The organism is Bdellovibrio sp. SKB1291214, assembly GCF_002209355.2.
Classification (GTDB): Bacteria; Bdellovibrionota; Bdellovibrionia; order Bdellovibrionales; family Bdellovibrionaceae; genus Bdellovibrio.
In genome coordinates this window covers 1,717,789-1,742,527 of sequence record NZ_CP106855.1, presented here as the reverse complement: position 1 = coordinate 1,742,527, position 24,739 = coordinate 1,717,789, and the positions used below count along the sequence as shown (strand labels likewise).

The window sequence follows — 24,739 nt, the reverse complement described above, 5'->3', positions numbered from 1 at the left end:
CTAGCTTTCTAAGTCTCTTCTTCTGTTGGGGCGAAGTAAGACTGTGTTCATGGACTGCAAAACTGTATTCATTTGAGTCATTGGATCCGCGGAATAGTCCATGCCGAGCTCTGAAGTCAGCTGTTTCACAAGATTGTTGTTCGGTTGTGCTTTCATCAACTCGTCGACCAACTTTTCAAGAGATACAGTTTTCTGCTTTGTCTCGATATCTGCCATGGAATTCCCCCAACTGGGCCACTCTATCACCCCCCTCCCAAAGAGTGAAAAAAATTTTGCAGCAAGGGTCCAAAAAGGAGCAATAAGAACGCAGGGAATTGAAATAGAAGCAGCGGAATTAATAGTATAAAAGGAAGTTTCGTGAGCTTTGTACTCATCTCCTCTTGGCAGGCCTCAATGACCTCTTCTTCCAAATTAATTAGCACATTATATATAGCCTCACCTCTTAATCCGCGCTCCAGAAGCTGCAAAATCACCTGGCGGTGTGGGGATGAAATCTCTTTAATGAGGCCATGAGTGTCTTTTCCTTGCTGCAGGAGCGCTAACCAGCGGCTGACCTGCTCCGGAAATTCGCCTTGATACCTTTTTAAATAATGAAGAACTCCGAATTTGGCGGGTTGTCCCTTTTCCAAACCACGTTTCACACAAAGTATTAGCGATAACGGCGGTGCTACACCTTCCACTTCATCCTCCGACCCACACTAAAAATAATAAACAGACCCAAAACGAACATAAAAAGCGATCCAAGAATTAAAAATCGGTGGTTCACAAAGCCAAATTGCGCAAATACAAATGCCAAAAGCGCGCTATAAAGGGCGGTGACAATTATCGCCTGCATCTTAATTTGTTGGGTCACTTGTCCGGACCTACGTCGAAAATTTTCTTCTACTTTGTACTGCCGACGAAGCGCTTTTGCCTGATCAAGCGTGCGTGTTTGCGATCGATCTATCTCCACCAACTCCTCCCGCAAATCCTTGATGCGTGCGGATTTCACGGCGATCTTATTTTCTGAAGTGACGACGGAATTATAAATTTCGCGAAGCTGATTACGTTGCCAACCACTTTGACTTTCGATTGCCATATGTAGGCTTTGTCGAAAAGATTTTCCCGCCTGAATTCCTAAAATAAGGTTATCAAGCATGGGGATCACGGCATGTTGAAGTCGCTGAATAAGAAAAATGCGGAAAATTTCAGGAAAAAACTTTAAACTTATTAAAAGAATGCCGAAGAAAAGCCAGAGCGATACCGTTGATTGAGTAATCGCGGCGATAAAAGTGATCGCAAAGAAGTTCAAGATCATCAAAGATCGTAAACTTCGTTGAGAGATTGCAAATTCCCGCGCGATGTTGGCAAGTGAACGTTGAATGAGCGCTTGTCCGATCATCGAAAGCATAAAAAAAGTGATCAAGTGATGCCTCCATGGCTTCTTGATGATCGCAAAAAATATGCAAGCAATTTTTTTGTTGACGGCGGTGGTCGATTTGGGAAGACTTAGGTTAAGTAAGGTTTTTTACAAGTAAGTAACAACAACAACGTTTGCATCCTAGGAGGAGCACATGGCAAAGAAAGCAGCAAAAAAAGCTACTAAAAAAGCAGCAAAGAAAACTACTAAAAAAGTAGCTAAAAAAGCTACAAAAAAAGTAGCTAAAAAAGCTACTAAAAAAGCTTCTAAGTAGTTAGACGCTGTACTAATTTAGTACACTGAACCCCAGAGGAAACTCTGGGGTTTTTTTATGCCTGAAAGCCTTTGCCAGAGCGGCTTTCAAAAAAGAAAAGGCCCGCTTACCGCGAGCCTTTTTTATTAATTTTCCATTTAAATCTTTAGAAATAGTAAAGAGCGCCAACTGTTCCCGATGGAATTAATTGCGAACGCTTTACTTCATACATCGCAACCACTTCCGCAAAGCAAGAAACCCCTGCGAAATCTCCGGACAGTTGATTGTATTGAAGACCCAAAGAAGCGTTCAAAAAGTCAGTTCCAAATCTGCCCGACTTCTTTTCATCATCGGTCAAAACACGGTCCAGAATGCTCGATTCTTTCCACGATCCGGAATTTCCCATCGAATTATACCAGCGAGAATATCCCGCCGTGTAATAAGGTGCGATATAATCTCCTTCAAAAGCATGCTTCCATGCGAATTGAATCGAATTATATCCTGGACCTGTGCCAAACCCGGCCACAACTCCATTTTCATCTTCAAAATTAAACTCTCCCGCGATACCGACAAGGCCTAATGCCCCACCCACTGACATACCTACGCCCACTTTGCGGGATTCGCGCATATTTAATGTTGAGGAATACGTCATTCCCAAGCGTTCTACGCGCATCGAATCGGAATAATCTTGTTCGATGCTGATGGCTTTAGAAGATATTGATGAGGATTCTGCACTGAGATTAGACGTGGAGATTTCTGCATGAGAAGCCGCTGTTGCCAACATCACGAGGGCCACTACAGCTGCTGAACGTGAAAACATAAAAAGCCTCCTTTTGGTTTAAGACCTAAAAGATGCGGGCTCTGACACCTTCTTCTTGAAGAAACGTTTTGATAGCAGGGCCATCAAGCGGTTCCAGACGGAAAAGAAGTTTATGAACCAAATCATAGGTGTCTTCAGCCTTTTTAGATCGAAGGTTCGTCGTAAAATATGCCATGTCATCGCTGATTTTAACCGCATTATCAAGTAATCTAGCGACCTCACGATTTTTTGTCGTCTTGTCTAACAGAACCAACGTTTTGTTGAAGTTGGTCGTCAAAGAATCTAGCTGTTTGATAACGTTCGTTACTGATCCTTCATTTTTTTCCAACATTTCAATCACTTTGCCAGCAAGGCCATAACCTTGAGACAACAATTGATCAATTCGTGGAGGATCTTCGCCGCGAACATAATCCCCATTAGAAAATTCCCCGGCAGCACTTGAACCTGTGGAGATTTCCAAAAACTTTTCCCCAATGACACCCGCAAGGTTGATAAAGAACTTGGAGTCTTTACGGACACTGGTCCAGGCCTTTTTATCCACAGTGATTGTCAAACGTAGTTTAACTTCTTCGCCATTTGCCATTTTATAATCAGGATCAAAAGTTATGGATTTAACTTTTCCAACTTTAATGCCCATAACACGCACTGGAGAACCCTCTTCGATTCCACCAGCAAAGTTGAACATCACGTTAAGTTCTTTTGTATTAGAAAAAGGAGCGATAAAGCCCATCGCGTACGCAAAAACTGCAATCATGATCAGACTTACTAAAGCTAACAAACCGACCTTGGTTTCAACTTTCATAAACGCTCCTGAAAAAGTTCAATAAAGATAGCTGAAAGTATAAGACAAAATAAAATCGATAACAATAATTGCGATCGAAGCCACGACCACCGTATTTGTGGTTGCTTTACCCACGCCCTCTGCACCTTGTTGGCAATTAAAGCCAAAATAACATGCCACGAGGGGTATGACTCCGCCGAAACAAGCACCTTTGATTATCGCAAACAATACATCCTTGAACTGCACGAATCTGTGCATGGAGCTGATAAACATTCCTGGCGTATATCCTAAATAAAACTGACTGATCATCATCGCTGCGAACAAACATGTCATGTTGGACACAATGGTTAATAAGATTCCACCTATAACGCAGGCAAAAAATCTAGGAATCACAAGATAGTTAACCGGATCGATGCCCAACATTTTCAAAGCATCAATTTGTTCTGTGATTTGCATCGTTCCCACTTCCGAGGCGTATCCTGCACCCACTCGAGAACATAGTAAAAGTGCCGTCACAATCGCAGCAAGTTCGCGCAGAATTAATACAGAAGCAAAACCTGGAACCATGGCGTCGTTTTGAATCACCATCTTCATGTGAAATGAGGATTCTAGAATGGTGACTATTGCAGCAAAACAAACACAGAAAACAATGATAAATAGACTGCGATTGGCTACGAAATAAAGCTGCTGAAAAAATTCTTTACGACGGAAAGGTCCAGTAAAAGTTCCCCAGAATGTATCTGCTAGCAATGACATCATGAGCGGTATCCCCTTACCAACTGAAGAATGACATCGCCCAGGAAACTGGTGAACCAATCCATAACGACAATACAAATCATTGTGGTCACCGCCGTCGCCACAACAGCGCGCCCCACACCCTTCGCTCCACCTGTTGTCGTGTATCCCTTATAGGTGCAAATGGTCGCAAGAACTACTGCGAAAACCATACTTTTTATCATTCCACTGAGTATCGACAACGGATGAACGATTGTGGGAATATGACGAATATATTCTTCAGGAGTGACTCCCGCAAACGCTTGCGACAAGGCCATCCCGCCAAATACGGACATCATTAGACCTGCGGCTAACAGAAAGATACTCGAAATCACGATACCTATAAAACGAGGAACGATAATTTCTTGAATCGGATCCGCCCCCAGACATCGAACGGCATCGATTTGCTCTGTGACTTTCATCGTTCCAAGTTCCGCTGACGTATAGGCCCCGACTTTTCCACTAAGCATAAAGGCGATCAACATGGGACCCACTTCGCGAAACGTCGCGCTGGTAGCAAGTCCGCCTAAAAATCCCAAAGCTCCAAATTCACGGATGGGCATTGCGAACTGAACCGCCATGATCGCACCCACGAAAAATCCTGCCATAGCGGTCGTCGGAAAGGATTCCGTAGAAACCTTCCAAATTTGCACAAATATTTCGTGTGTTTTTAGCTTTTTGACAAAAACGGTATGCAGTATCTTTTTTAGAAACAAAAGAGTGCCGCCGATTTCATCTAGGACATGAATAATTAAAGACATCATGCCAGAACCTCAGCCAGAAAGTCTTGAACCAGGGGAACTTGCGAAGTTTTTAACTCTGCCGGCGTTCCCATTGCAACAATCTGACCTTTATCTAAAACGATAATACGGTCTGCGATCGATAGAGCACAATTCATATCATGGCTGACGACGATGGATGTAGTTTTCAGCGTGCGCGATAAATCTAAAATTAATTGATTCACGGCGGTCGTCGTTACCGGATCAAGTCCTGTTGTGGGCTCGTCAAAAAGCAAAATTTTTGGATCAAGTGCAATCGTGCGAGCAAGACTGACACGTTTTTGCATACCGTATGAAATTTGCGCTGGAAGTTTTTCTTCGACATCTTTTAAATGCACGAGGCGCAACGACTTCACAACCTTTTCGCGGATCACTTCTTCGGAATAATCATAGTGTCTGCGTAAGCCAAAAGCGACGTTCTCAAAAATCGTCAGAGAATCAAACAAAGCGGGGTGCTGAAAAACCATGCCGCATTTTTTTCGGATTGGAAGATATTCTTCCTCTGAAAATTTGGAAACTTCTTGCCCGTCGATCCAAATTTCACCTTCATCCGGAGTTAACAATCCAACAAGATTTTTCAGTAAAACAGATTTGCCAGTTCCTGATGTTCCCAGAATGAAAACGATCTCGCCCTCGCGAATGACAGCGGATAGTCCGTTAAGAACTGTGCGGTCACCAAATCTTTTAATGATCTTTTTGAACTCAATCACCAACAAATCTTAGGTGCTTTACTTACACAGGGTCAAGCGCCGTCAAAGGCCCTTGCAGAAGACCGCGTACAAACTGGCGCACGCGTGGATCAGAATGGCTTTCTGTTTCTTGAGGCGTCCCCGTGACGATGACTTCTTGATCCACCACCATCGCAATTCTGTCAGCCATTTGATAAGCACGATTCATATCATTCGTCACCGCGACTACTGTGGAATTATTTTGCTGCTGCAAAGTCTTAATCAGAGAGATAATTTTTTTTGAAGTTATCGGATCTAAACCCGCAGTCGGGTCATCATAGAAAATGATCTTAGGATCAAGAGCCAATGCCCGAGCGATTCCTAGGCGTTTTTGCATGCCTCCACTGATTTCATCAGGATATAAATCACGTGCATGGGGAATGCCCACGGCATCTAAAAAACTTTCCGCTTTTTTTGTTATTTCCCACTCCGTCAGGGTTGATGTCTCACGCAAAGGAAAACAGATATTTTCAAGGGAGGTCAGGGAATCAAACAGGGCATTTTTTTGAAACAAAATCCCCATCTTTTTAAGCTGCGGCAAGCGCTCTTTATTGCTCAGCGTTAGCCAGGCGTTTTGTTCAACAAAAACTTTGCCATCTTGAGGGGTTACAAGGCCTGAAAGAGTTTTAAGTAGAGTCGTTTTACCTTGCCCACTGGGGCCCACGATAACAAAAGCTTCGCCGGACTTTATATCCAGATTTACGGAGCGCAACACGACGTGTGAGTCAAAAGCCACAGTCACGTTTTCAAGACGGAGTGCACTTGTCATTATCTCTACCCTTCCATCAGTCCTGCGCCCAGCGGTAATCCTTGTTTCTGTCTATGATTTGATATTGAATGAGTCATCAAACGCAAGTTTTAAATTTCTATTCATTTCCCAATCGGAGTTATAATAATGAATATTCATGAGTATCAGGCTAAAGAAGTCTTGAGAAAATTCGGAGTAGCGACGCTTAAAGGTAAGCTTGCTCACTCTCCAGAAGAAGCAGTTGCTGCTGCTAAAGAAATCGGTGGATCAGTTTGGGTTGTAAAAGCTCAAATCCACGCTGGTGGCCGCGGTAAAGGCGGTGGTGTTAAAGTTGCTAAGTCTTTGGATGAAGTTGCAGACTACACTAAAAAAATGATCGGCATGACTTTGGTGACTCATCAAACAGGTCCTGAAGGCAAAGTTGTTCAAAAAGTTTTCATCGAACAAGGTTGCAACATCGCTAAAGAATATTACGTAGCATGTTTGATCGACCGCGCGACTGGAAGAGCTGCAATAATGGCTTCTTCTGAAGGCGGTATGGATATCGAGGAAGTTGCTGAACACAATCCAAACGCGATTAAAAAAGTAGACATCGATCCAACTGTTGGTTTGATGCCTTTCCAAGCTCGTCAATTGGCTTTTGAAATTGGAATGTCTCCAGAGATCGTTAACAAAGCTGTTAAGTTCTTCTCTGGTTTGTACAACGCTTTCATCGCAACTGACTGCTCTATCGCTGAAATCAATCCTCTAGTTGTAACTAAAGAGGGCGATGTTCTTTGCCTAGACGCTAAAATGAACTTCGATTCAAACTCTTTGTTCAGACATCCAGATATCGTTGAAATGCGCGATCTTAACGAAGAAGAACCTTCTGAAATTGAAGCCTCTAAGTTCGATCTAGCGTTCATCAAACTTGATGGTAACATCGGTTGCTTGGTGAATGGTGCGGGACTTGCGATGGCGACTTTGGATATCATCAAATTGCATGGTGCTGAACCTGCAAACTTCTTGGATGTTGGCGGCGGCGCTAACAAAGAGAAAGTAACTGAAGCGTTCAAAATCATCCTTAAAGACAAAAACGTTAAAGGCATCTTGGTTAACATCTTCGGTGGTATCATGAAATGTGACATCATCGCTGAGGGCGTAATCGCTGCTTCTAAAGAGTTGGGTCTTAAAGTTCCATTGGTTGTACGTCTTGAAGGTACAAACGTGGAACTTGGTAAAAAAATGTTGAAAGAGTCTGGCTTGAACATCACTCCAGCGGACAATTTGACTGATGCAGCTAAGAAAATCGTTGCTGCGATTAAAGGATAAGCGAACATGGCAATTCTTATTAACAAAAACACAAAAGTAATCTGCCAAGGTTTCACTGGTGCTCAAGGTACATTCCACTCTGAGCAAGCATTGGCATACGGAACTAAAATGGTTGGTGGCGTGACTCCAGGTAAAGGTGGCACAACTCACATTGGTCTTCCAGTGTTCAACACTGTAAAAGAAGCTAAAGCTGCAACTGGTTGCAACGCTTCTGTGATCTTCGTACCTCCTCCATTTGCTGCGGACTCTATCATGGAAGCTGTTGATGCTGATTTGGATCTTGTGATCTGTATCACTGAGGGCATCCCAGTACTTGATATGGTTAAAGTAAAAGAATACATGAAGGGTAAACGCACTCGTTTGGTTGGTCCAAACTGCCCAGGTGTTATCACTCCAGGCGAATGCAAAATCGGTATTATGCCAGGCCACATCCACAAACCAGGTCGTATCGGCGTTCTTTCACGTTCCGGCACATTGACTTACGAAGCTGTTGGTCAATTGACTGCACTTGGTATCGGTCAATCGACTTGCGTAGGTATCGGTGGTGACCCAGTGAATGGCACAAACTTCATCGACGTTTTGAAATTGTTCAATGAAGATCCAGATACTGACGGCGTAATCATGATCGGTGAAATCGGTGGTTCTGCAGAGGAAGAAGCTGCCGAATACATCAAAAATCACTTCAAAAAACCTGTGACTGCGTTCATCGCTGGTGCTGCGGCTCCTGCTGGTAAACGTATGGGTCACGCTGGTGCCATCATCAGTGGTGGTAAGGGTACTGCTGAAGCTAAATTCGCGGCTCTAGAGGCTGCTGGTTGCAAAATCTCTCGCTCTCCTGCTGACATGGGAACGACAATGCAATCCATGCTTAAGAAGTAGTTCTTAAAGCGAAATCGTTTTAAAAATTAAAACCCACGGTGATGAATCGTGGGTTTTTTATGTCTAAAGTTTGTAAAGAGGATCTGCTTTGTAAGCCGCAAACGGATCGAATTCTTGTTCACGCAGCTTTTTACGTTTGTTGTACTTCTGCCAGCGCTCTGTCACCGAAAAAAGATCATAATGAACACCACCGGTCAGCAATTGGTCTGTCAGATTCGTTGGAATTGGCTTTTCTGGTGTTGATCTGTTGAAGGCTAAAACTGGTTTTGCAAAAGCGGATTGTTTTCTGCGGTTTTCAGAGTAGGAATTCTGGACAAATTTGAAATTCGCCTGAAAAATTTGACTTTTCCCAGTCGGGTTCCATTTTGCTTTATCAAATGATTCACTAAGGCCTTTTATCAATGCTCTTAATGCGTGCACCTTCAGAATTGCATCTTCTGCTGTAACTTTCAAACCACGCTCAACAAAACGTCCCTGAGCATCCACTTCAAATTCTACGTACACATTTCCGAAGTGATTGTACTGTGCCAACAAGGAATCAAATATCAGTTGCTCATCCACTTTTTTGAAGACTTGCTCAAAGTAAGTCCATTGATTGCCATCAGAAATAAATGATTCTGCATCACCAATATACATTGCGTGATCGCGATAATCTGTCGATGGACCCGCAATTTCATTCTGAACTTTAACTTTGGAATCAGCGACATATCCTTTGCCGAAAAGATTCAAATTTGAGCCTTTCGGCTTGATCGCGATGGACTTACCACGATGTCCACCATTACCCGAACCAGCAAATTCTAGCTTTGATTTTGGCGCATCCTGAATCTCAAACTGAATCACCTCCGTTGATTTTCTCAAATCCGGGGACGCGAAAAAGACAACGGCTCCACCAACAAATGCATGTAATGCTATGGAAAGAATCAGATTTAACTTCATGAGGCTAGATTATGGTCCTGATTTTACGGTGTAAACAAGTTTCGGCCCAAAAGCATCGCGTAAGCCTTCAGTTTTGCTTACAGAAATTCCGACAAGTAACACATGCATAAACTGCTCATCATCTTTGCTTTCTTCATTAATTCTGTAGCCTTAGCGGAACCAGCTAACTGCGACAAGGCCGCTGACTCTTTGCGTGCTCTAAACACAGAAATTTTCGGGGATCAATCCGAGTTTGTGGACATGACACCCAAAGTGAATGCAGCAATTAAGATTGTTGATGAGTGTAAATTCGATCTTAGAAAAATCGGGGTTCCCGATTCTATTTACAAAGATGCCTTAGCAAACAACCGCCGCGATGAAATCACTCGTCAGAAATTTATTCTTTCACTTTACGCAACGTCTGGAAAAATCGACGCAAAACTTGAAGCTTTCAAAAAGTACATGGCGACGGGAAAAGATTTAAACCCTGATAAGACGCAGAAATACATCGACGACGTTAAAAGACAGGCCGAGCAATCCTATGCAGAGGAATCAAAAACCTGCACAGCTGTCGATCTGCGGGACAAAACCGGACCCGTTCGCAATCAAGGCATGGATGGCTGGTGTTATGCGTTCACCGTCGCAAACTTGGTGTCATGGAAAACGGGTAAAGATATTTCCGCGGCCGCCGTTGCATTTGGTTATTCTGATAATGGATACCACGACATCTATCGTATGCTGGGTGCGAATCAAGACTTTATCACTAACCAAGGATTTACAACGGCTGCATTTCGCGCATCGAAATCAAAAGGATTTTGCCTTGAAAGCGAACTTCCCAGCGAAGGCTTCAACGGTATCGAAACCAATGTACCATTAGCTGTCCTTGATAAAATGGGCAAAGATGTGATCAGTGGCAAGATCTCTCAGGAAGATTTAAATAAGCTCGCGGCAAAAGCTTTTCCGAATCTAACCAAAGAACAAATTGGTCAAGTATTAGAACGTGCAAGCAAGTCCACCTACTTCAACAAACTTGTTAGAAAAAGCTGCAAACATCGCGTGAGTGCTGAAGGCATGGAAATGTCATTTTTTAATAATTTCGATGCAAAAAAATTTGGAAAAGAACTTGATCAGCACCTCAATGAATCAAGACCAGTTGAGATCGGTTACAACGGTCATTTCTTTACGCATCCGTACACACCTTCAGGATTGGCCTATCACTCGAGCCTTTTGGTGGGTCGACGCATGAATAAAAAAACAGGTCAATGTGAATACTTGCTTAAAAACTCATATGGAAAAGACTGGAAACCCGCAGCCTCAGATGAATTTGAATCTGAAGGTGGCTACGCGTGGGTCCCTAAAGCTCGCATGATTGAAGCAACAAGGAATGCTAGTTATGTTAAGTAAAATTCTTTTTATCGGCATTATATTTACATCCGGCGCTCGGGCGTCTGATCCCGTTGCCCTTTACGGCTTTGGCAAATCAGCTCAAGAACTTGGTATCGACGGGTTTCGTGCGGTTTCTAAATCTGGCGGCACGCAAATTTATGATAAGTCGGTGGGATCCAGCTATTACAAAATAGTTTACAAAAAAAACGAATATGTCAGCAGAATTTATCGTCAGAACAACGAGTTGTATATGCAATACACGAAGCTCGACGATCAGGGAAAAGTCTTAGGACAGGCTCAGTGTAAATTTCTAAAATCAACGAAATTTACATCTTGCGATGGTCAAACAGCGGGAATGTGTAAAGAACTTATTGGAAAAGTCGAAGCTGGCGGATTTGATTTTGATGTAAAGAAAATGAAAGAATGTGCTGATCTTTCAAGTAAAATTAATTATAGCCGCGCGGGGGCAGATGAGCTTTTAGATGAAGGTGCAAAAGCACTGTCTGTTGCTAATGGCGCAATTCCTACGGTCGTTAAAAGCACTCCAAGCTCTTTGCAAACCTTGATGAAGGATTACAACGCCTGCAAAATGATAGAATCTGAATTGTCAGATGCACCTGAAAAGAAGGCTGTGCACTCATCCACAGCCGATTCTCGTAAGGGTGCTCACTAGTTGAGTATTAGTGACAAACCAATCCTGGTTCGTGGGCTTCGCTTCTGAAATCAAAGTATTCGCGTTTATCTAGATCATTGATAAACAACTGCCCCGTGTATTTGCCAGTGGCCTGACCGTTTACGATTTGTGGGTAAAGCTGCAAGTACACGCCGCCTTGAGTAGCATCTCCGCGCATGTTTAAATCATCTGAACCAGAAATGGGTGTCAGACTGATTGAAGTTTCATATTTGTTGTAGGCGCCTTTCATTTGCACAGACAAGTTTGCACCAATAGTACTGAACCCAACCCATGGATGTTGAGGATCCACTGCACGAGCAAGTTGCACGCGAACTGTTGCATCTTGAGTGATTGTTGAACACGTCAATTGGGTGAAAGATGCCATTGCAAAAAATGGAACTTGAAGCAAAACTGCCAATACCAATGCTTTCATGGATACTCCTAAAATTTGTGAACCGTTTATCCCTAGTGGGTTTCAGAGGCAAGACCGTTTTCCAATTAATAACTGAATGAAAATGGGGTCTGGTTTAAGGCGGAAATTGCCTATGTAAAACGTCATTAGACATTGAGGCACCTCATACCGTGATATATCCTTTTTACATGACGGTATTTAAGGATGTTAAACAGACCTATAAAGACGGTGGCTTTAAGGGCCTTCGCAAGAAATACGGCTGGAAGATGTTTGCCGTCATCATCAGTTATTACCTCGTACGAGACATCACCCTTTATGTGTTGATTCCTTATTTCGTCATTAGATCATTCTAAGTTACTGACCAAAATCTGGACAGCTTCCCCAGGTAGAATTTTCTATTTTCGCTATATTTCCCTACAAAATCCGCTCTTTTGATAATATCGCGAATCATGAGAATTCTTGGACTTATCGTTTTATTTATTCTTTGTGCGTGCACACCAAAGGGCTCGGGCCTAATCACATCTGCAGAACGTGAAGGTGTCCTGTATGACGGGGATTCCCGCCAAGAAGTAACTACTTCGGATCGCACCTACATTGTGGGCCAAGCCACAGCGATGATCTTTGACGGAAATAAAAAGAGCTTTCCATCTTTAGGTGAAATGTACCCGCTATGCCAGGATGAGCGATTTCAAGATCAAAAACTAATCGGATTTTGCTCTGGCGTTTTGATTGCTCCAAATAAGGTGCTGACTGCAGCTCATTGCATGCAAGAATCCACTCGCTGCCAAAGTTCCCACTTTGTGTTTGGCGCCTTCAATGGCGTACAGAATCTTGCGATATATAGTTGCAAGAACGTTGCTCAGTTGGACCGAAAATTAGATTACGCAATCGTTGAATTAGATCGTGAAGTTGCGAGAGTTACTCCCGTGAAAGCGGCTTCTAGTTTTGATCTTAATGATCAAGATTTCGTTTTAAGCATGTCATACCCCTTGGGATTACCGCTAAAACAAGACATTGGAAAAGTTCTTGATTCATCACCAGACAGTTCATTTTTCAAAGTAGCTGTGGATACTTTTTCAGGTAGTTCGGGATCGCCCCTATTTGACAAGAAAGGACAGCTTGTCGGGATCCTAAGTCGTGGCGAAGATGATATCTTGGAAGACGATATTTACCGGGTACAAACACAAGGTGGGTGCGTCAACTTTAACAGCTGCGCCAATGGACAGTGCCGCGGCGAAACCTTTTTAAAAACGTCACACATCAGCAACAAACTCTAATCACACTTGACGATTTGGTCCCGGGAAATAATTCTTCTGATATTAACACTTTCAGAAGAACCGAGAGCAAATATGACTCCTTCTCAACGCATTGAGTTTTCTAAAAACTGGCTGTCTAACGACGTCTTTCCACTTTGGAGCGGCAAAGGTATTGATCGCAAAAACGGTGGCTTTGAGGAAAATCTGACGTTTGAAGGCGAGCCTATGGATATGCCTCGCCGAGCGATGGTACAATCTCGCCAAATTTATTCGTTCTTAACGGGTCTTCGTATGAATGTTGTTTCAAAAGACATTGCGACATTCGCAGTTAACCAGGGCGTTAGGTACATGATCGACAAGTTCCAGCAGCCCTCTGGCGCTTTCATTTATTCTGTGAATGTCGACGGCACCCCAAAAAGTATGAATCCAGATCTTTACACGCAAGCCTTTGCTTTGTTTGGTTTGGCTCAAGCATATCAATTGGATCCAAAGCCAGAATATAAAACTCGCGCAAAGGATTTGATTAAATATCTTTATCGTGAGCGCAGTGTGAAAGCCGGTGGTTTTACAGAATTGGATGAAAAAGGAAATGTTTCCTATAAATCAAATCCGCACATGCACATGTTTGAATCTGCTATCGCCTGGATGCAAATCGATAAAGATCCTGAGTGGTGGAAATTGGGACAAGAGCTGTGCGAGCTGGCCTTAAATAAATTCATCGACAAGCAAACAGGTGTTCTGGGTGAGATTTTTGATGAAAACTGGAACCACGTTCGGGAAAACGGCCGTTTCATGTACGAGCCTGGTCACCAATATGAGTGGTCGTGGTTGTTTTCGCTCTATCAAGATTTGACTGGCAAAGACACCAAGGCTATCCGCCATCACCTTTTCCTGTCCGCCGAAAAGCACGGCACCGATCCTGTTCGTAAAATCGCATTCGACGAAATGTGGAGTGATTTCACGCCTAAAACTATTTCCTCCCGTTTCTGGCCACAGGGTGAGCGTATTAAAGCAGCAGTTCGCTTAGGTAAGGAAGTTCCCCCATCTGAGCAGGCGCCTTACCATAAGGGAGCTGATGACGCGATGGATACCCTGTTCAAGTTCTTTGGAACGCCTAAAAAGGGAATGTGGTACGACCAGCTTTCAGCTCAGGATACTTTTTCTGGAAATTTCTCTAAATCCAGCTCTTTGTACCATATTATCAATGCCTTAGAGGAGTACGTAAACTTGCGAAACTAGGACGGAAAGCTTGACAGTGGGGTCCTCGAAAGGCTAACAAGAGGGCCTTAAAAAAGGGAGACCACTGTGAAGAAGCTTTTTGTCATGGCTTTGCTTTTGGCATCGTCGACGGCTCATGCAGGCGCCATCAAAGAAGTTGCTATTATGGCAATGGACGATGTCGAACAAACTTTGGATCTATTAAATCCTGACTATCGCCATATAGTTAAGGGTCAGGGCTTCGCACAAGCTGATGATTCAGACGGAACTGCTATTCAAACAGTTGTTGAGATCCGCAACCTGATCACTTCGCAAGTTCGCGAATGGAACTGCGTAACTCAATTCCATAAAACACCAGAATTTTTTGAAATCACTTACACAATTTGTAAATAACAAGGAGATACCTAATGGCTATCGAACAAACATTCTCAATCATCAAACCAAACGCTATGAAAAAAAATGCTATCGGTGACATCGTAAGCATGTTCGAAGCAAACGGTTTGAAAATCGCTGCTGCTAAAATCGTTGTGTTGTCTGCTGATAAAGCTGGCGAATTCTACGCTGAACACAAAGCTCGTCCATTCTTCGGCGAACTAGTTTCTTTCATGACTTCTGGTCCAGTTATGTTGATGTGCTTGCAAGGTGAAGGCGCAGTTTTGAAAAACCGTGAAATCATGGGCGCAACTGATCCTAAAAAAGCTAACCCAGGAACTATCCGTTCTAAATTCGGCGACAACGTAGGTGAAAACGCGGTTCACGGTTCTGATTCTGTTGAATCTGCTGCTCGCGAACTTGCATTGTTCTTCGAAAAACACGAAATCTGCAACGCGTAGTTTGTGATCGTAAATTCTCGTATCCAAGTTAAGATCGAGAAAATGGCCATCGGTGGAGCGGGCATCGCCCGTCACGATGGCCTTGTTATTTTTGTGCCTCTTGCGGCACCTGGCGATGAGCTTATAGTTGAAGTTACCACGGCTAAAAAGAATTTTGCCGAAGCACGTATCGTTGATATTTTAAAACCAGGTCCTTCACGCAGAACTCCGCCATGTCCTGTCGCAAATATTTGCGGTGGGTGTAACTGGCAACAAATCATTGAGCCTGAACAACAAAAACAAAAAGAGTCGTTGGTTTTCGAAACCATCAAAAAATTCAATCCTGAATTAAATTTCGACTATTTGCCACTGCAAGCGAGCCCACGTACATTCCGTTATCGCAATCGTATTCAACCAAAGTTTCACAACGGCCGCTTCGGATTTTTCGCAAGAAACTCCCATGAAATTGTCGAAATTGACGATTGTCCAATCACTGAGGAAGTTCTGACGAAAAAATTTCCAGAAGTCAGACAATGGGCCGCGGATAAAAAGTCTCGAGAGCTTTTGCGTCTTGAAATGTATATTTCTGAAAACGAAGAAGTTCGCTATGGTTTAATCACTGACGATGACGACGGTATCGGTTTTTCCCAAGTAAACCGTTTTCAAAATCCACATTTGTTAGAAACGACATTAAATTGGGCCGGCGATGTCGAGTATCCACAAGTTTTTGATCTGTACGCCGGTTCGGGAAATTTCACGTTTCCGTTAATGCAGAAGTATAAAAATGCGGATGTCACCGCCGTGGAACTAAATCCCAAACTGGTGGAACGTGGTCGAGGTTTGAACAAAGATAAACGCCTGCGCTATTTCATGTCTGACGTGGAAAGCTACATGCGCAGAGCAAATATTCAATCTCAGGACCTTGTCGTCCTAGACCCTCCCCGAGCAGGCGCAAGCGAGTATATTATGCGCTCTTTAGCGGCTGCCGGTCCCCAAAAGATCATTTACATCAGTTGCCATCCGGTTTCTTTAGCTCGAGATCTGAAATGGTTTTTCGCATGGGCTCAAAAGCTCGGCAAAAATTTCCGCCTCGAGAGAGTGCAAACCTTCGAGATGTTCCCGCAGACAGACCACGTAGAGACTATTGCTGAGCTCAGGGTTGACTCTTAGCCCTCTAATGATACCTTTTTAGACATGCGTAAATGGATTATCGCTGCCTGTGCTCTCACTATGGTGGGATGTGCAAGTTGGAAAAAGGACAAAGAAAAATCTGAGTTGTATCTTCGAATGGGCAACGCCCTTATCGAAGAGGCCAACTATCCGAATGCCATTGTAGCCCTTCAAAAAGCACAAGAGTTAGATCCCACAAATCCCGCGGTAGCAAATGCCATGGGCCAAGCGCTGTTTATGCGCGAACGCTATGACCTTGCAGAAAAACAGTTCCGCAAAGCTGTTACCATGGATGCGAAATACTCTGATGCTCGCAATAACTTAGCGCGAACCCTGATCGAAGAGGGCAAATACGCTGAAGCCGACAAAGAGCTGACGATGGTTTTGGATGATCTGACTTATAGCGGAGTGGACAAGGCTTTCACAAACCTTGGCCTTTCCAAATTCAATCAAAAAAAATATGCCGCTGCTCAGGACGCTTTTTTGAAGGTTTTGAAAGTCAAATCCGATGATTGCTGGGCCAACTCATACTATGGTCGAGCTTTGTTCGAAGAAAAAAAATACTCCCAAGCATCTGAGGCTTTAGATCGTGCAATTGGCATGTGTCAAAAGGCCCTCGTCGATGAGCCACACTATTACTCAGCCCTTGCGTATTACCGTCTGGGAGAAAAGTCCAAAGCCATCGCTCGTTTTGAAGAAATCATTCGCTACTATCCTGAAGGCAAATACCGTGAAAAAGCCAAGGGCATGCTGGATCTGATTCGAAAGGCTCAATAATGAAGAAAACAGGTGAGATACTCAAGGCAGCACGTGAAGAAAAAGGCCTCTCTCTGAATGAAGTGGCCCTGTCACTTAAGATCAGCAGCAAAGTTTTGAAAGCCATCGAAGAAGGCGACGAAAGCCAACTACCCGCAAAAACTTTCTTGCGCGGCTTTGTAAAAAGTTACGCGACCTTACTCCGTCTGGATGCTGATAAGATTCTAGAATCTTTTTACGAAGAAATGGGCAGCACTCGTCCACAACCTTACATTCGCCCCTCGACAACTCCTGAACGAGACATGGTTATTGATTCTAAACCGGAACCTTCAGAGCCCTCAGAAGCTACGGTGACTCCTATTCGGAAAGCAGCTCCTGCGCAAACAACACCTAACGACTATTCTCCGCTGAATAAAAAGAACAACACGAAAACTATCGTGGCCATCGTTCTTTTGTGTGTGCTAGCCGGACTAATTATTTTCACTAAAAAGATGATCGATAAGTATTCTAAAGAAGCTGAAGTTCCATCTTCTCAAGTTGCACAAACAATGGAAGGTGCGACGGCGGTTGACGGTGAAGCGCCAACTTTGACAGAGCCAATGACTTCTCAAAGCCCGACACCTTCAAATTCTCCTCTGGAATCAATCACGAAATCTGACTCTGCTAAGCCGGAGCCGATCACAAAATCGACCCCGGCTCCAACACCTTCTGCGACTGAGACTGCAAAAGCTTCTCCGAGCCCCTCTGCAACTCACACTCCGTCGCCATCACCGACGCCGTCTGTTTCTCCATCGGTAACAGCGTCATCTACGGCAACAGCTTCTCCTTCTCCTTCGGCATCTCCAACACCGAAAGATGAAAAGCCAAAACCAGTTGAGCTGATCGTGGAAGCTTTGGATACTGTGGAAATCGAATATTCTTCGCCAAACGGAAAACCACAGAAAATTAAACTTTCTGCGGAACAGGTTCATACATTCAAAAGCAAAAGCGGTTTGAAGATTAACTTCTCAAACGGTGGTGCAGTTAACTTGATCTTGAATGGAAAAGAATTGGGCATCCCGGGCGACTTGGGTAAGCCAATTAAACTGAGTTACTAGTCTTGAAAGACCTCAAGCGACTTTGGCTTATCAGCCTTTTCGTGAAACTTATTTTGGCGGCACTGATTCCTCTCAGTGCCGACGAAGCCTACTACTGGGTTTGGTCTCATCGTTTACAATTAAGTTATTTCGACCATCCACCTATGGTTGCGTGGCTGTTTTATATAGGGCATTTTCTTGAGCCCCTGATGCACGCTGTTCGTTGGCCCGCAGTTATTTTAGGTCATGCCGCCATCTGGTTTGGCATTCAGCTTTTAAAGAAATATATAAACCTAGAACAAGTGCGGACTTGGGTATACTTAGTTCTATTTTCACCACTGTTAGGATTTGGCTCACTTATCGTTACTCCGGATTTACCGGTGATCTTTTTTTGGATCTTTAGCTTGTACTGTTTCGATTTGGTGTTGGAAAGAAAAGACCTTAAAAGTTATGCTCTCTTAGGTATCGCGTTGGGTTTAGGCTTTTGTGCGAAATACCACATCGTCTTATTTGTTCCATGCCTTGTGGCGTATGTCCTTATTGAAAAAAAATGGAACTTAATTAACTGGCGACATGTTCCTGCAACCCTGGCTGCTGGTTTGATTTTTTGTCTCCCTGTTATTTTTTGGAATTATCAGAATGATTTCGCGTCATTCAGATTTCAAATTGAACACGGCTTCGAGCGTCCATCCTATAACCCGGAATGGACTATTTCCTATGTCCTCGCACAAATCATAATTATTTTTCCATGGGTGCTATGGGCTGCTGCCAAAGCAAAGCCGATCACTCAACTGCGCTATTTAATCTATTTTGCGTGGGTGCCCTTATTGTTTTTCTTTGGAACATCATTCAAAGCCTTGGTCGAAGCCAATTGGCCGATCGTTGCTTATCCTGGTGTTTTAATGTTGGCAGCCATGCATCCGGCAATGACTAAGTGGAAGAAGTATTATGTGGGCTTTTATGGCGTATTGATCGTCGCCGTACTAATTGCGCTTTTTGTTCCACAAATTCGCGACATGAACCCGAAAATTGGTGAACCTTTCATTCTTCAAAATCTTGCCGAAGAGACGAGGGATTACAGACCTCTGTACGCAGATTCTTACCAAATGTCATCGTCACTTTGGTATTTCAGCAAATCACCCGTATATAAACTCAAAGATATCAGCCGTTTCGACTTTTTTGACACTCTTCCCGAAGCAAAACCTGCGGGAAATAAGTTTTATTTGGTGAAGCATGAAGGCAATGGTTTACCGGCTTGGGTTTCCGAACAACAATGGACTCTTCAGGAAGTGAAAAAAATTGCTCCTGACTTTGTTGTTTTGGAAATCACACGCCCATGAAATCACTTGTCGCATTTTCGTTTTTATTAGTGGCTTATTTTCTTTACGGATTCTATCTGAATCAGTTCGACACCGCTATTGTTCCAAGACAGCTTTCGGCAGCTCATTCTTCAAACTACTATGATTATAAAGGTGTGCTGAACGTACACACAGATCTGTCTGCGGGTTCGGCGACACCAAGTTTCGTAATTACATCTGCTAAGCTTGCAAACTTAGATTTTCTGATGTTCACAGACTTGAATCTTTTCAATATGCCCACGAGTTTTGAATCCTACCACGGCAACCTGATGGTGATGTCTGCCGGCAAGTACAGCTATTTGGATTCAAGATTGATTTACTATTCTTTGTCCCAAGAAAGTATCGGGAATAGTTTGGGCGAGGCACAAGTTACGCTGGCTGATTTGTTGTCCCAAAAAACAGGTGCAAATAAGGACTCCCTGACAATCCTAGCTCATCCGTATAAGGCTGGTTTTTCATGGAATGGTGAAATTCCGTCGGGCCTTGATGGTTTTGAATTATGGAATCTTAAAAGTCTTTCGAACCGCGCTTGGTATGATTCGAAACTTTCGACAATCTGGAGCTTGTTGATTTATCCCTTCAATCCCCGTCTTTCGTTCTTACGTCTGTATTCCGAACCAACTGACGAAATTTCTTTATTAGATAAATTGTCTACACAAAGAAAAATCGTTGTTTATGCCGGCGCTGAAGCCTCCGCTCGGGCTATTCCTTTGGCAAATTACTTTATCCGTTTTCCAAGCTACAAACGCTCGTTTGAAATCATGAGCAATCACGTTGTTCTAAAATCTGAACTCACAGGAAGTTTTAACGGCGATCGCGCCAAAATATTCAATGCCTTAAAGCAAGGGAACTTCTATATGGCGATGGATATCTTGGGCGATCCCAAAGGCTTCGTCGCAACAATTGATGACGATAAGCAATCTTATATGATGGGCTCTGAAGTGAAGTTAAAAAAGGGCATGACTTTAAAAGTGAAACTTCCAACGATGCCTAAAGAATTTTTTGAGATTATTGTTTTCAAAAACGGAGAACCCGTCGCCCGAGTCAATCAACCGGAAGTCTCATTCCCCGTGGACGAGGCCGGCGTTTATCGAGTACAAGTTCGCGTAATCGCAATGTTACCAATTCCCGATGCAAAAAAATGGTTTACCTGGATTTACACTAATCCGTTTTACGTTCGACCTTAATAGGTCTTTCGATCACAAGTCCCTCGAAGGGTTCTGTTTGGCAGGCTAATCTTTCGAAATTTTGAAAACCGCGGTCTTGTGCGATTTCCGCTTCAATTTCATTTCTTGGAGGCAGTTTCTCGAGGCCTTCTCGAACAAATATGCGACAGGTTCCGCATGTTCCAAAGCCTCCGCACGTGTGATCTAGAGCTAAACCCTCGCGAATCGCGACTTCCAGCACACTCTGGTCCCTTTGACTCACCAAGGCATCAATGCCGTCCGGCAAAAAGGTTATATATTTTCCAGACTTAGGCTTCACGGCGGAATTCTCCCTTAAACGGGCACTCTCTAGTTGAAAGGGCCTCAGCCATTTTGTATCAATTATGCCATGAGATTTGTAGCTTTTGACTTTGAAACAACTGGAACTGTACCTGGCGTTGACCAAATTATCGAAATTGGAGCCGTGCGCTTCATCAATGGTGAGCCAGAGGCCGTATTTGCGACTCTTGTTGACCCTCTTCGTCCTATTCCACCAGGCGCTTCAAAAGTGAATGGAATTTTCGACGAAATGGTAAAGGGTAAACCAACAATCGACACATTGTTGGATTCATTGGCGGATTTCTGCGGCGACGATATTATGGTTGCGCACAATGCACCTTTCGATGCTCAATTCCTGACTGCCGACGTGAAAAGACATGAATCAAAAGCTCCTCGCGGCATCGTATTGGACTCTTTGCCAATCGCTCGTAAGGTGTTCCCTGGTCTTCCGAACTACAAATTGGGAACTTTGGTTCAACATCTAAAAATTCCCACAACCGATTTCCACAGAGCTGAAGAAGACGCCACTTATCTGGGGCACATGTTCACAGCTATGCTAAAAAGAATTTCTATCGGTGGCCAAGCTCCGCAAATCGCGAACTTGGTAGCATTGACGGGTAAACCTGAGTTGCGTTTCCCACAAATCGTGCGCCAACCCAAACAGATGGATTTCTTTGGCGTTTAGTTTTTTCTGAAATTTCGATTTAAAAAAAGGCCGTGGTGACACGGCCTTTTTTTTACGCCTTGTGAGCTATCGGATAACGACGACCACGACCGAAAGCATGCGGTGACACCTTCAAAATCGGAGCAGCTTGCCAACGTTTAAACTCCGTTCTCATCAAAATCGGAAGCAACCATTGATCCGATTCAGTTTTTGGCTCTTTAAATTGCTCAATCAACGAAACGACTGATTTATCCAAGGCATCATATGGAGGGAGTGAATCCTGATCTTTTTGATTTGGACGAAGTTCCGCAGAAGGTGGACGAGTGATGATATCGCTCGGGATAATTTCATCTTCTTTGTTGTAATACTCTGCCAGGGCATACACTTGGTGCTTTGTCAGATCTCCCAACGGCGCCAAACCACCACACATGTCTCCGTACAACGTCGAATACCCCGAAGCATATTCACTCTTATTACCCGTCGTCAGAAGCATGCTGTTATTCTGGTTTGAAAACGCCATCAAAGTTAAACCACGCAGACGGGCCTGAAGATTTTCATTCGCGACGCTGAATCCCTGCAGATCGATTCCCTTAGCCAATGATTTAACAACTTGGTCATACATGGGAGCAATCTCTACAACTTTAAATTCCACACCCAAATTCTTAGCTAGTTTCTCGGCTAATGTTAAACTCATGGATGCATTGTAGGGACCAGGCAACGCCAACGTCGTCACATTCGCAGGACCCATTGCATCGACTGCCAACGCTGCAGCCACAGCAGAGTCAATACCACCACTTGAACCCAAGTGAACTTTCTTCATTCCCGTTTTTGCGCAGAAATCTCTAATGCCTAATACTAAGGCTCGGCGCAGCTCTTCCAGGTTTCCGATCTTTGCGCTTTTTTGCCAGACTACTTTGGTGTCGAGATCGATAACGTTCAAGTCTTCTTCAAAAGACTGACATGTCATAAGCTTTTTACCTTTTTTATCCAGTACAAAGCTTGCGCCATCAAAAATAATTTCGTCTTGTGCACCCACCATGTTGGCGTAAAGGATTGGAGCATTAAAATACTCCGCCGTTTTACGAGTCACATATTCGCGTTGCTTCATTTTATTAACGAAGTACGGAGAAGCACTTAGATTCACAACCATGTCGATCTTCTGCTTCTTAACCTTAGCAAGCGGATTCACTTTATAGGGGGAACGGCCTTTTTCATCAGCCCATGCCCAAATATCTTCACAGATCGTAAGAAAAAACTTCTTACCCTTCCACGTGAAGTAATTTTTAGAAAAATCACCTGGTTCGATAAAGCGAGCTTCATCGAAAACGTCGCCGGTCGGTAACAGTTGCTTATGGAAAAAGCGAGGCTTCTGACCTTTAACTGCAAACACCGCGGAATTAAAATACGGACGTCCCTTTTTTTCAGGATTGCGTGTGATCACTCCGAAAATAACTGCGATACCTTTCGGAATCTTTTTTAATAGATCGCGCATTTCGGCTTCTTGCTTTTTAACGATTTGTTCACGCTCAAGAAGGTCAAATGGATGGTAACCAAAAAGTGAACATTCAGGAAACACCACCATATCGCATTTCTTTTGTTGCGCTTGATGGACGTAATTTAGAATTTTTTCTTTATTTGATTTGAAGTCTGCAAGAGTCGGATTGATTTGCGCCAGAGCTATTCTCATGGGCTCAATATACGCTCTCGCATTCCAGTTTCAAGTCGGGTTTTTAGTTGTCGACAGGTTTTCGACCTGAGAAGCCATCCTGATAACCATGGAAATGACCGACCTGAGTTTCAGGGTATTTCCAACAGAAATAGCCCTCACCACTGTCAAAGTCCGCCATCCATAGTCCTTTAGGCTCTGCACCCAGTTTTTCAACCTTGGCCTGCCAGCGATCGATTATGCCATTAATCTGCTCTTCGATAATAGTAACAGAGGGATGGTTTTTATCAGAATACGCTTCGATCCTGTTGACGTGCAGTTTCACTTCGCGGCTGGCCTCTTCAGTTAAGCGATAAATTATCGGCAACAACTGACGTGCTTCACTAATTGTGAAGAATTTTTTGCGATTGATCTCAATCACATTTTCCAACAGAGTCCCCCTCGAAAACAGCGAGTGCCTTGTATGCTCGAAACAAACGGATGTATCAAGCCTTTCCGATAGGTGACAGACAACTTAAGATTTTGTGTGGAATTTTTCTAAACGCGATGCAGACTATTTTTCAGAGCTCTTGGAAAATTGTAACGCCTGACCACCAAGGAAGATCACCAATGCGATAATCAACGCGCCGATAAATAACCAACGTATAAAATTTCCAAAGGTAACAGGCTTATCCTCACTAAGAACAATTGATTTATTTTCAGGTGCTTTGACTGCGATTTTCTTCGGCGGTGGATTCAAACCTTCTCCAGCCAGCATCTTAGATTTTGTTCCAGCATCGCCACGTTTCTCTAATTTCTTACGCTCTGAATCGGTAAATCCCGTCAAAGGCACAGAGGCCACGCGACGGCCGACAACTTCGTATGAATTCCCATTTTTTGAAGCAAAGAAAGAACCCGCACCGCCGCCTTCCAAGGCAATTTCTACAACTTTTCCACTTTGAGCAGCACTATCGACGCCTTTGCGTGGTGAGCGAGAGTTGGAGATATAATTACTACCTCCAGCACGCGAGTTAGATCCCGCGTAACTACTGCTTGAAGATGACGAAGATGATGAAGACGAAGAGGTTGAGCTTTTAGAACTGTTGCTGTTAGAGGAATCAGAACTTGAACTGCTGCCACCACTCGATGATTTCGATGAATTATTGGTGCTTCCAGCAACACTTTGAAAGCTAAATTTACACTCATCATCCGGATTAGAAGTGCCTAAGTTTGGCAATTCACCTTTTTCCAAAAGGCATTCCATATAGGTACCAGTGAATGACTGAACAAAAGCTTGAAGGGGCTTAAAGATTTGAGTGATCAGCATCAAAATAAGCGATACCGCGATGACCAACATCAACGTGTATTCAATCACAGCCTGACCGTGATTATTTTTTAGTCTAGCTGAATATTTAGTTCTCTTCACTCGCATGGGCATTTAA

30 protein-coding genes are annotated in these 24,739 nt (G+C 43.6%); 15 read left to right on the top strand and 15 right to left on the bottom strand.

All coding sequences use genetic code 11. From position 1 onward, the window contains the following. The 9 genes from B9G69_RS08665 to B9G69_RS08625 all read right to left on the bottom strand — a co-directional run bounded on the left by B9G69_RS08665 (position 1) and on the right by B9G69_RS08625 (position 6,303). Positions 1–216, bottom strand: a complete 216-nt coding sequence (locus tag B9G69_RS08665) for a hypothetical protein (protein WP_088615927.1) — start codon at positions 214–216, stop codon at positions 1–3. Between the two features lie 26 nt (positions 217–242). Further along, complete coding sequence (locus B9G69_RS08660) at positions 243–680, bottom strand: hypothetical protein (RefSeq protein ID WP_088615928.1); 438 nt, start codon at positions 678–680, stop codon at positions 243–245. After that, positions 668–1,405, bottom strand: coding sequence for a hypothetical protein (locus B9G69_RS08655; RefSeq protein ID WP_141096936.1), 738 nt, complete (start codon positions 1,403–1,405; stop codon positions 668–670). Before B9G69_RS08655 ends, B9G69_RS08660 begins: the two co-directional genes overlap by 13 nt. Positions 1,406–1,818: 413 nt before the next feature. Next, positions 1,819–2,472: a hypothetical protein gene (locus B9G69_RS08650; RefSeq protein ID WP_265438036.1), complete on the bottom strand. Its 654-nt coding sequence runs from the start codon at positions 2,470–2,472 to the stop codon at positions 1,819–1,821. A gap of 25 nt (positions 2,473–2,497) precedes the next feature. Beyond that, on the bottom strand, positions 2,498–3,274 hold the full coding sequence (locus B9G69_RS08645; protein WP_088615931.1) for an MlaD family protein: 777 nt from the start codon (positions 3,272–3,274) through the stop codon (positions 2,498–2,500). 18 nt (positions 3,275–3,292) lie between these two features. After that, entirely contained in the window at positions 3,293–4,012 is a 720-nt protein-coding gene (locus tag B9G69_RS08640; RefSeq protein ID WP_265438035.1) for an MlaE family ABC transporter permease, read from the bottom strand. Beyond that, the gene (locus B9G69_RS08635; protein WP_254916922.1) at positions 4,009–4,791 is read right to left on the bottom strand and encodes an MlaE family ABC transporter permease; all 783 of its coding nucleotides are present in this window, start codon (positions 4,789–4,791) and stop codon (positions 4,009–4,011) included. The genes B9G69_RS08640 and B9G69_RS08635 overlap by 4 nt, the downstream gene beginning before the upstream one ends. Beyond that, a complete protein-coding gene (locus B9G69_RS08630) occupies positions 4,788–5,516 on the bottom strand; it encodes an ABC transporter ATP-binding protein (RefSeq protein WP_088615933.1) in 729 nt (242 codons plus the stop codon). Before B9G69_RS08630 ends, B9G69_RS08635 begins: the two co-directional genes overlap by 4 nt. Before the next feature lie 22 nt (positions 5,517–5,538). Beyond that, a complete protein-coding gene (locus B9G69_RS08625; RefSeq protein WP_088615934.1) occupies positions 5,539–6,303 on the bottom strand; it encodes an ABC transporter ATP-binding protein in 765 nt (254 codons plus the stop codon). Between the two features lie 126 nt (positions 6,304–6,429). Between B9G69_RS08625 and sucC the strand changes: the two genes are divergently transcribed. Next, positions 6,430–7,593: an ADP-forming succinate--CoA ligase subunit beta gene (gene sucC, locus B9G69_RS08620; RefSeq protein ID WP_088615935.1), complete on the top strand. Its 1,164-nt coding sequence runs from the start codon at positions 6,430–6,432 to the stop codon at positions 7,591–7,593. A gap of 6 nt (positions 7,594–7,599) precedes the next feature. After that, positions 7,600–8,472 (top strand): succinate--CoA ligase subunit alpha, encoded by an 873-nt coding sequence (gene sucD, locus B9G69_RS08615; RefSeq protein ID WP_088615936.1) that lies wholly within the window; start codon positions 7,600–7,602, stop codon positions 8,470–8,472. A gap of 63 nt (positions 8,473–8,535) precedes the next feature. Here sucD and B9G69_RS08610 read toward each other — a convergent pair whose 3' ends face one another. Continuing rightward, positions 8,536–9,408 carry a hypothetical protein gene (locus tag B9G69_RS08610; RefSeq protein WP_088615937.1) on the bottom strand — a complete coding sequence of 291 codons (873 nt, stop codon included), beginning with the start codon at positions 9,406–9,408 and terminating at the stop codon, positions 8,536–8,538. Positions 9,409–9,510: 102 nt separating this feature from the next. Here B9G69_RS08610 and B9G69_RS08605 point away from each other — a divergent pair, with 102 nt between their 5' ends. Next, a complete protein-coding gene (locus B9G69_RS08605; RefSeq protein WP_088615938.1) occupies positions 9,511–10,791 on the top strand; it encodes a hypothetical protein in 1,281 nt (426 codons plus the stop codon). Beyond that, the gene (locus tag B9G69_RS08600) at positions 10,781–11,446 is read left to right on the top strand and encodes a hypothetical protein (RefSeq protein ID WP_088615939.1); all 666 of its coding nucleotides are present in this window, start codon (positions 10,781–10,783) and stop codon (positions 11,444–11,446) included. The genes B9G69_RS08605 and B9G69_RS08600 overlap by 11 nt, the downstream gene beginning before the upstream one ends. Positions 11,447–11,453: 7 nt before the next feature. Here the strand turns inward: B9G69_RS08600 and B9G69_RS08595 are convergent, their stop codons facing one another. Next, positions 11,454–11,879 carry a hypothetical protein gene (locus B9G69_RS08595; protein ID WP_088615940.1) on the bottom strand — a complete coding sequence of 142 codons (426 nt, stop codon included), beginning with the start codon at positions 11,877–11,879 and terminating at the stop codon, positions 11,454–11,456. Positions 11,880–12,046: 167 nt separating this feature from the next. Here B9G69_RS08595 and B9G69_RS08590 point away from each other — a divergent pair, with 167 nt between their 5' ends. The 10 genes from B9G69_RS08590 to B9G69_RS08545 all read left to right on the top strand — a co-directional run bounded on the left by B9G69_RS08590 (position 12,047) and on the right by B9G69_RS08545 (position 20,691). Beyond that, positions 12,047–12,211, top strand: a complete 165-nt coding sequence (locus tag B9G69_RS08590; protein WP_176400966.1) for a hypothetical protein — start codon at positions 12,047–12,049, stop codon at positions 12,209–12,211. 96 nt (positions 12,212–12,307) lie between these two features. After that, entirely contained in the window at positions 12,308–13,135 is an 828-nt protein-coding gene (locus B9G69_RS08585; RefSeq protein WP_088615941.1) for a trypsin-like serine peptidase, read from the top strand. A 72-nt stretch (positions 13,136–13,207) separates the two neighbouring features. Then, on the top strand, positions 13,208–14,353 hold the full coding sequence (locus tag B9G69_RS08580; RefSeq protein WP_088615942.1) for an AGE family epimerase/isomerase: 1,146 nt from the start codon (positions 13,208–13,210) through the stop codon (positions 14,351–14,353). Between the two features lie 66 nt (positions 14,354–14,419). After that, positions 14,420–14,725, top strand: a complete 306-nt coding sequence (locus B9G69_RS08575; protein ID WP_088615943.1) for a hypothetical protein — start codon at positions 14,420–14,422, stop codon at positions 14,723–14,725. A 14-nt stretch (positions 14,726–14,739) separates the two neighbouring features. After that, positions 14,740–15,165: a nucleoside-diphosphate kinase gene (ndk, locus tag B9G69_RS08570; protein WP_088615944.1), complete on the top strand. Its 426-nt coding sequence runs from the start codon at positions 14,740–14,742 to the stop codon at positions 15,163–15,165. A gap of 3 nt (positions 15,166–15,168) precedes the next feature. After that, positions 15,169–16,314, top strand: a complete 1,146-nt coding sequence (locus B9G69_RS08565; RefSeq protein WP_254916923.1) for a class I SAM-dependent RNA methyltransferase — start codon at positions 15,169–15,171, stop codon at positions 16,312–16,314. Positions 16,315–16,338: 24 nt separating this feature from the next. Continuing rightward, positions 16,339–17,091: a tetratricopeptide repeat protein gene (locus tag B9G69_RS08560; RefSeq protein ID WP_088615945.1), complete on the top strand. Its 753-nt coding sequence runs from the start codon at positions 16,339–16,341 to the stop codon at positions 17,089–17,091. Beyond that, on the top strand, positions 17,091–18,167 hold the full coding sequence (locus B9G69_RS08555; RefSeq protein ID WP_088615946.1) for a helix-turn-helix domain-containing protein: 1,077 nt from the start codon (positions 17,091–17,093) through the stop codon (positions 18,165–18,167). The genes B9G69_RS08560 and B9G69_RS08555 overlap by 1 nt, the downstream gene beginning before the upstream one ends. A gap of 41 nt (positions 18,168–18,208) precedes the next feature. Next, a complete protein-coding gene (locus B9G69_RS08550) occupies positions 18,209–19,486 on the top strand; it encodes an ArnT family glycosyltransferase (protein WP_254916924.1) in 1,278 nt (425 codons plus the stop codon). Continuing rightward, a complete protein-coding gene (locus B9G69_RS08545; RefSeq protein ID WP_088615948.1) occupies positions 19,483–20,691 on the top strand; it encodes a hypothetical protein in 1,209 nt (402 codons plus the stop codon). Before B9G69_RS08550 ends, B9G69_RS08545 begins: the two co-directional genes overlap by 4 nt. On the opposite strand, the gene B9G69_RS08540 is transcribed toward B9G69_RS08545, so the two are convergent. Beyond that, entirely contained in the window at positions 20,666–20,989 is a 324-nt protein-coding gene (locus B9G69_RS08540) for a 2Fe-2S iron-sulfur cluster-binding protein (protein WP_254916925.1), read from the bottom strand. The two genes, B9G69_RS08545 and B9G69_RS08540, sit on opposite strands and share 26 nt — an antisense overlap. A gap of 69 nt (positions 20,990–21,058) precedes the next feature. Between B9G69_RS08540 and B9G69_RS08535 the strand changes: the two genes are divergently transcribed. Beyond that, positions 21,059–21,673: a PolC-type DNA polymerase III gene (locus tag B9G69_RS08535; protein WP_088615949.1), complete on the top strand. Its 615-nt coding sequence runs from the start codon at positions 21,059–21,061 to the stop codon at positions 21,671–21,673. Positions 21,674–21,725: 52 nt separating this feature from the next. On the opposite strand, the gene B9G69_RS08530 is transcribed toward B9G69_RS08535, so the two are convergent. From B9G69_RS08530 to B9G69_RS08520, 3 genes are all read right to left on the bottom strand, one after another. Beyond that, on the bottom strand, positions 21,726–23,339 hold the full coding sequence (locus B9G69_RS08530) for an NAD+ synthase (RefSeq protein WP_088615950.1): 1,614 nt from the start codon (positions 23,337–23,339) through the stop codon (positions 21,726–21,728). A gap of 43 nt (positions 23,340–23,382) precedes the next feature. Next, entirely contained in the window at positions 23,383–23,739 is a 357-nt protein-coding gene (locus tag B9G69_RS08525; protein ID WP_265438054.1) for a DUF2203 domain-containing protein, read from the bottom strand. 132 nt (positions 23,740–23,871) lie between these two features. Then, positions 23,872–24,729 carry a hypothetical protein gene (locus tag B9G69_RS08520; RefSeq protein ID WP_254916926.1) on the bottom strand — a complete coding sequence of 286 codons (858 nt, stop codon included), beginning with the start codon at positions 24,727–24,729 and terminating at the stop codon, positions 23,872–23,874. Positions 24,730–24,739: the final 10 nt, after the last annotated feature.